Consider the following 6334-nt stretch of genomic DNA (forward strand, 5'->3'; position numbering starts at 1 on the left):
GCCCCACCACCCACACGAGCAGCAGACCCGAGGCAACCTTCACATCATAACCAGATCAGCGCTCAGGGACAACATCTTGCGATGTTTTTCCCTGCCCGCCTCACTGGCTGACGAAGAGAACACTACCAGGCTCTGGCGGTGCTCCCGACCACTCCGGGCGGCCGCCCACCGAGGTGGGCCGCCGGTGATGCCTGCAACGGGGCGGAGCGGCAGTCCGTGCCGCCGCCCCGTTCAGGCGCTCCCCCATCTCATCGGCACTGTGGGGGCGGACTTGAGCCGCGGCGCCGACGACTGGGCTCGCAGCGTCCGTCACTGCCAGGTGAAGGTGTCCATCCGCCAGACCATCCACTCGAGCCACAGGCGGATGTGCGGAGCGTCGAGGTAGCACCCCAAGGCGTTGAGGGCGAAGCCGAGCTCGGAGTCCTCGAGCAGCAGCAGCTCGCCCAGCGAGCGGCGCATCGTGGCGAGCAGGGGCGGGTGTTCGTAGGTCAGCAAGCGGTACTGCTGCGGCCACACCGACCCGTGCTGAGCGCCGTGCTGGCCGAAGTAGCCGCCCAGGAGCTGTTCCAGCTCGGGCCAGCGCCTGCGTACCCAGTGTGCGCCGGCAGGTTCCTCCGGCTCGATGGGGTAGGCGGCCCACGCGGTCACAGGCAGCTCCTCGCCGGGATCCGCCCGCCGCAGCACGACGGCAGCCCGGGTCGTCGGGACCTCGACGTACACGTTCTCGTGCGCGTCCGGCCGGCTCAGGTCCCCGACCCGCCAGCCGAGGTCGCCGCTGATGTGGAGGAAGCGACCACCGTCCTCGCGCGCCAGCCACTCCTCGATGCGGGCTTCGTGCTGGAGCACCAGCTCCTCGACGGCCCGCTCCTGGCTCTCGTCGTCCAGGAAGTACCCCTCCCGGTCCAGGTAGGACATGTAGCAGCTGATGTCCGGGTCGATGAGCGTCTCGGGGTGCTCGACCACCTCGCGCAGCCGGCGTCCGGCCCACTCGAACCATGGTCGGTAGGTGGTGCCCTCCACCGGCCCCGTCCACGCCACGTCGATGCGCTTCTTCAGGCGCTCGAAGTCCTCCTCGCTCTCCGCGCCCTCGACGAACTCGGTCCACTCCGCCAGGGCCTGCGGCAGGTCCACCCGCTGGCTGGACAGGCCGACCTCGAACGCCTCTCGGGGATCGAGGACGTCCTCCACCGCGTACTGGGTGCGGAGGAACATGGTCACCTGTCGCAGGACGGTGCCCTGCAGGTACTCGGGGATCACGGCTGGGTCTCCTTGAGGTACGAGGTGATGACGGTGACGGTGCCGCCGCTGAGGTCCACGGCGACGAAGGCGGAACGGGCCGGGAGGGTGGTGAAGCCGGCGCCATCACGTTGCATGACGACTCCGGCCGAGCTGGGGACCGGCATCTCCAGATCGAGGCGGCTCCTGCCGGTCAGCATCGCCGCGCGGATCTCCCGCTCGTGCTCGCGCAGCACCTGGGTGGTGTAGTGCTCCGCCGTCGCCAGGTCCACCCAGCGGGAGGCGGCCGGAGGTGCCGGCAGCTTGCGGGTGCCGTCCCTCTCGAGTGTGCCGAGCACCAGTCGGTCCCGGAGGTACTGGTCGTCCACGTCGACGTGGCGGGACAGCGTGTGCGCTTTCCCGCCTTCGTGGAACGCCAGGTCGATCCCGGCGAGCACGTCCTTCAGCGGCTGTCCGGGGGGCAGGTCGCGCGGTGCCCGCTGCCGCTGGCGTGGAGGCTGCGACCGCGCGCGGTTGAGGCCCCGCCCCGCGACGACCGCGGCGAGCGCCCCGATGCCCTGGCCGGTGCGTCCTTCGCGGAAGTCGTCGATGCGCAGGCTCCGGCGCGCCTCCTGCACCGGGTGGCGCACGGCGTCGCTCGCTCCGGCGGGCAGGGAGCGCACGGTCCGCCACCAGCCGCGCGGGTCGGTGACCCAGCCGAAGGCGAGGACCGCCGCGGCGCTGAGGGGCCCGACCACGCCCTGCTCGACGAAGGTCCCCACGCCGTCGCGGACGTGCTCCCCCAGCGAGCGCGGGCGGTCGGCGACGTCCTCGATCAGCGCGTCCAGGCGGCGGGCCAGCTCCGCGGTGGCGGTGTCGTGCTCCGCCAGCAGAGCCTGTCGCTGCTGCTCCAGGCGGTCGGCCTCGGCGAGATCCGCACCGAAGGACGCGGTGGAGTCGACGCGCTGCAGACGACGAGCCACCTCCTCCGCCTGCAGTCCCACCGCGACCAGCCGTGCCCTGCGGGTGGCGAGCTCCGCGGCGTGGCGCTCGACGAGCGCCGCCCCGATCCGCGCGGTCCCGGTGAGGAGGTCGAGGCGGCGACCGACCTCGGCCGTCGCCTCGACGTAGCCGGCGAGCGCCGCCCCCTCCCACGACGGCAGCGCGGTGCGGGCGGAGGTGAGCGCGTCGACCACCTCGTCCGCCTGCGCCGCCGTGCGGGTGAGGGCGGCCGCGGCCGCGCCGGCAGCAGCGGGGTCGAGCCGCCCGAGCCCGTCGACGAGGGCGACCCGGCTCACCGCACCCCTCCGTCGTGCAGGGCGGTGGTATCGAGGCCGAACCGTGTCGCCGCGATCAGCTCGGCGAGGTCGTAGCCGTCGGCCGACGCCTGCAGTCGGGATGCGAGGCCGGACAGCTCCCCGGCCCCGGAGGTCGCCGCCCAGGCGAGCGTCGTGAAGAAGCGCTCAGCGGCTCCGGCCAGCACGCCCGAAGACCACGCCGACGTCGCGGCGGCCTGCGCTGACAGGGCGGTGGCCAGGGCGTTCGTGCTGTCGGCCGCGGACGCGTGGGACCGCGCCGCCACCTGCAGCTCCCCCGTCTCGACGCCCGTGCGCATGAGCGGCAGCCAACCGGCGCGACACCACACCAGCGCCGCCGTCCACAGGCGTCAGGGCCTTCCCGCGGTCGTCTACAGGGCAGCGGCGCCTCGATGCGGTGGCGCCGCGACGACATCGGCGGGCGCGGCACCGCACGACGCACGGCCGTCGCCTGCCGGGCACCACCCCCGGCGCCTCGCGAGGATGGGGACGTGCGCGCCCCCCACACCCCGCCCGTGCTCCTCGGCCTCGCGGTGCTGCTCGCCCTGCAGCTCGTGGGCACCGCCGCCGTCGCGCTGCTGCACCTGCCCGTGCCCGGAGCCGTCGCGGGCCTCGTGCTGCTCGTCGCGCTCGGCGCGTGGCGGCGGACGCGGAGCGTGCCACGCCTCGCCGCGCCGGCCGGGAACCCGCTGCTCGCCCACCTGCAGCTCCTCTTCGTGCCACCGGGTGTCGGCGCCCTGCTGGAGCTGTCCCACCTCGCCCGCAACGCCCTGCCGCTCGCGCTGGCCGTCGGCGCGTCCTTCGTGGCCGGGCTGCTCGTCGCGGGACGGCTCCTGCAGGGGCTCCTGGCGCGCCACCAGGAGCGCTCCGCGTGAACGCGGTCGTCTCCTCCCCCGTGTTCGGGCTCGCCCTCACCCTGACCGCCTACCTCACGGCCTCCGCGCTGCACCGCGCCCTCGGCCGTCCCGCTCTGCTGGCACCCGTCCTCGTCGCGATGGTGACCGTGACGGCCGTGCTGCAGGTGTGCGGCGTCAGCTATGCGGACTACCTGCAGTCCGTGTCGGTGCTGACGCTGCTGCTCGGCCCGGCGACCGTGGCGCTGGCCCTGCCGCTGCTGGCCTCCGGCCCGGCGCTGCTGCGGTCGGCACCCGCGGTGCTCGTGACCCTCGTGGTGGTCGGCGCCGTCAGCGTCACCACCACCGTCGCCGTGCTCGGCGCCTTCGGGGTCGCCGACGAGGTCGTGCGCGCCGCGCTGCCCCGGGCGGTGACCACCCCGGTGGCGCTCACCCTCGCCGAGAGCATCCGCGCCGCCGCGCCGCTCGTCGTCGTCCTGACCCTCGTGTCCGGCATCCTCGGCGCCATCGCCGGGCCGGCGCTCCTCGGGCTCGCACGGGTGCGGGACGCACGGGCACGCGGCTTCGCCGTCGGGGTCACCGCCCACGGCATCGGCACCGCCCGCGTGGTCGGCGAGTCCACCGAGGCGGGCGGCTGGTCCAGCGCGGGCATGGTGCTCAACGCGTTGTCGATGACCGTGGCGCTGCCCGTCGTGGCCCGTGCCTTCGGCGGCTGAGGTTCAGCGCACGTCCAGCGGGAGGGTCAGCTGCTCACCGCGCAGACCGGCCCCGCGGCGGCCCGGCGCGGTCGTGATGACCGACAACGACCGCAGGCACCGCTTGCACCGGCGCGACACCGCGTCGCCCAGCGACCAGTAGGCGGGCATCCAGCCCTCGCCCTCCGCCACCCCGCACAGCATGACGAGGCCCTGGTACCCGCTGGACGGGGCACCGTCCCGAGGACGGTGCAGCACGCCGCCGACCGGCCCCTTGGCGTCGTAGCGCCGCTTCCCGCCCCGGGTGCGCGCCGCCATCCGGGAACGGTATTCCCCCGCGGGTCGGAAGGCCTGCGGAAGCGGGATCCGCTCAGGGCGCGAGGAGGACGTTCGAACCCGCGAGCGCCGTCAGCTCGACCGCGGGGCCGTCGACCGCGGCCGTGCCGTCGATGTCGAGCCACGGCCCGCCGTCGACGGAGTACTCCCCCGCGTACGTCGTGGTGAGCACCACCCGGTAGCGGCCCGGCCGCTCGTAGACGTGGGTGGTGCGCAGGTCCGGGTAGGGCGCCCCGGGGTCCTCGGTGGGGCCGAGCGTGCCCCCGTCGCCGAAGCTCCACGTGAACCGCACGGGCGTCGCGCGGATGCGCACCGGGAAGCCCAGCACGACCACGGGCACCGTGAGGGGTTCGGCGGTCGTGTAGACGTTGACCGGGAGGTTGACGGCGACCCGGTGCGAGGCCGGCTGGACCGCGGCCGCACCGCCCGGCAGCGGTACCCGGCGCAGGTCGGCGGCGGTGACGACGGGCAGCACGACGGGTGGTGCGTCCGGGGCGGTCGCCGCGGTGTCGATGCACCGGGCGGGGCTCGCCGACCAGGTGCGGGTGGGGCTCACCTCGGCGACGGCGGTGTAGGTGACGCCGTACCACTGCCCCGGCGGGCAGCGGTGGGCGGACGCGTTGCAGTTCACCATGCCGTTGACGCGGCCCATGGCGTCGGGGTGGTTGCCCGGGCAGGGAGACGTGGTGACCTGGACGTAGCGCGGGACGTCGGCGTCGGAGCCGGAGCGCGCGCCGGTGCTCGACGAGCCCGTGGAACCCCGGCCGGGGCAGCTCCGGTTCGCTTCGGCGTGGAAGGAGCCGTCGCCACCGCTGGCCCCCACCTTCCCCCCGCAGGGACGGGCCGCAGCGCTGGGCGCGGGCAGGAGGGGGAGCAGCAGCACGGCGCAGCCGAGGACGCCCAGGCGCATCCTCACGGCACGTCCGCGTGGTGCTCCACGTACTGCACGCGCCAGCGCCCCTCGGCCCAGTGCAGGTCCGCTTCGAGGGTCTCGGACTCGACGGCGTCGAAGTCCTTGAGGACCTGTCCCGCCGCATCGACCAGCTGATAGGGGGGATACCCGAAGGAGAAGGTCAGGGTCGCCAGACCGGTGGCCTCGTCGAAATCCTCGACCATCGCCTCGCGGAACCACAGCTCCAGGTTGCCGAAGTGGTTTCCCCGCGAGGCGTTGCCATCGATCTCCTCCACCTGGATCGCGCAGTACTCGCAGACGTCCTCCGAGACGGACCGCAGCAGGCCGTGGTCGTTGGTGGTGTACGCGTACTCCATGAGCTGCACGTAGTACGCCACGAAGTCGAGGGCGCCCTCGCGGGAGAAGGCCTCCTGCCCGACGAGGGCGGGTTGCGGCACCACGAGCTCGGTGCCGTCGGGCAGCGCGGTGACCTCGGATGGCGGGACGGCGTCCACGACCGGCGCTGGAACGACCGGTGCCGCCGGCTCGGTGGGCGCTGCGCCGGGTGCGGGGGACGTCGTTGCCGCGCTCACCGCCGCGGAGGGCGACGGGGACCCGGGCCCGGCCGGCGCGCCCGGGTGGGAACACGCCCCGCAGGACAGGACCAGGGCCAGCAGGGCGGCGCGGGGCAGGGCGACGCCGCGCGGCGACGGGGAACGGGGCACCGCCCGACGCTAGAGCGGCGCGCCCGGTCCCCGCCGAAGCCCTGTGGACAACCGGTCAGCGCTCGTGGTGGTGCCCGTCGTGGTCGTCGTGGTCGTGGTCATGGTGGTCGTGGTCGTCCTCACCCGTGAGGGCGACGACCACGTTGGCCAGCGCCGGCCACAGCCCCCGCGGCGGCACCAGCTCACCGTCGCGGGGCAGGACCCCCGCCGCACCGAGCCGGGTCAGCAGCCTGCTCGCGGCCGGCAGCACCGCGGCCGGGTCGAAGTCCAGCTCGTCGGCCTCCGGCAGCAGGCCCTCGAG

General features: G+C 74.5%; 8 protein-coding genes and 1 pseudogene. 2 read left to right on the top strand and 7 right to left on the bottom strand.

The window, feature by feature from the left end; translation table 11 throughout:
* Nucleotides 1–309 precede the first annotated feature (309 nt).
* Genes ABEB16_RS03755 through ABEB16_RS03765 form a run of 3 tightly spaced genes read right to left on the bottom strand, consistent with a single transcriptional unit; the run spans nt 310 to nt 2830 of the window.
* Complete coding sequence (locus ABEB16_RS03755) at nt 310–1257, bottom strand: hypothetical protein (RefSeq protein ID WP_345710932.1); 948 nt, start codon at nt 1255–1257, stop codon at nt 310–312.
* Nucleotides 1254–2513 (bottom strand): RNase A-like domain-containing protein, encoded by a 1260-nt coding sequence (locus ABEB16_RS03760; RefSeq protein ID WP_345710933.1) that lies wholly within the window; start codon nt 2511–2513, stop codon nt 1254–1256. The genes ABEB16_RS03755 and ABEB16_RS03760 overlap by 4 nt, the downstream gene beginning before the upstream one ends.
* Nucleotides 2510–2830: a hypothetical protein gene (locus ABEB16_RS03765; protein ID WP_345710934.1), complete on the bottom strand. Its 321-nt coding sequence runs from the start codon at nt 2828–2830 to the stop codon at nt 2510–2512. The genes ABEB16_RS03760 and ABEB16_RS03765 overlap by 4 nt, the downstream gene beginning before the upstream one ends.
* A gap of 192 nt (nt 2831–3022) precedes the next feature.
* Between ABEB16_RS03765 and ABEB16_RS03770 the strand changes: the two genes are divergently transcribed.
* Together ABEB16_RS03770 and ABEB16_RS03775 are read left to right on the top strand one after the other, a co-directional pair.
* On the top strand, nt 3023–3406 hold the full coding sequence (locus tag ABEB16_RS03770) for a CidA/LrgA family protein (RefSeq protein ID WP_345710935.1): 384 nt from the start codon (nt 3023–3025) through the stop codon (nt 3404–3406).
* Nucleotides 3403–4101 (top strand): LrgB family protein, encoded by a 699-nt coding sequence (locus tag ABEB16_RS03775; protein ID WP_345710936.1) that lies wholly within the window; start codon nt 3403–3405, stop codon nt 4099–4101. Before ABEB16_RS03770 ends, ABEB16_RS03775 begins: the two co-directional genes overlap by 4 nt.
* A 3-nt stretch (nt 4102–4104) precedes the next feature.
* Here ABEB16_RS03775 and ABEB16_RS03780 read toward each other — a convergent pair whose 3' ends face one another.
* The 4 genes and pseudogenes from ABEB16_RS03780 to ABEB16_RS03795 form a co-directional block, all read right to left on the bottom strand.
* Nucleotides 4105–4398, bottom strand: coding sequence for a hypothetical protein (locus tag ABEB16_RS03780; protein WP_345710937.1), 294 nt, complete (start codon nt 4396–4398; stop codon nt 4105–4107).
* Nucleotides 4399–4450: 52 nt separating this feature from the next.
* Nucleotides 4451–5326, bottom strand: a complete 876-nt coding sequence (locus ABEB16_RS03785; protein ID WP_345710939.1) for a PKD domain-containing protein — start codon at nt 5324–5326, stop codon at nt 4451–4453.
* A gap of 2 nt (nt 5327–5328) precedes the next feature.
* Entirely contained in the window at nt 5329–6033 is a 705-nt protein-coding gene (locus ABEB16_RS03790; protein WP_345710938.1) for a DUF6318 family protein, read from the bottom strand.
* A 55-nt stretch (nt 6034–6088) separates the two neighbouring features.
* Nucleotides 6089–6334 (bottom strand): annotated as a pseudogene (locus ABEB16_RS03795) (hypothetical protein); the annotation flags it as partial.

It is taken from the genome of Kineococcus glutinatus (assembly GCF_039542765.1).
In the GTDB taxonomy this organism is placed as follows: domain Bacteria; phylum Actinomycetota; class Actinomycetes; order Actinomycetales; family Kineococcaceae; genus Kineococcus_A; species Kineococcus_A glutinatus.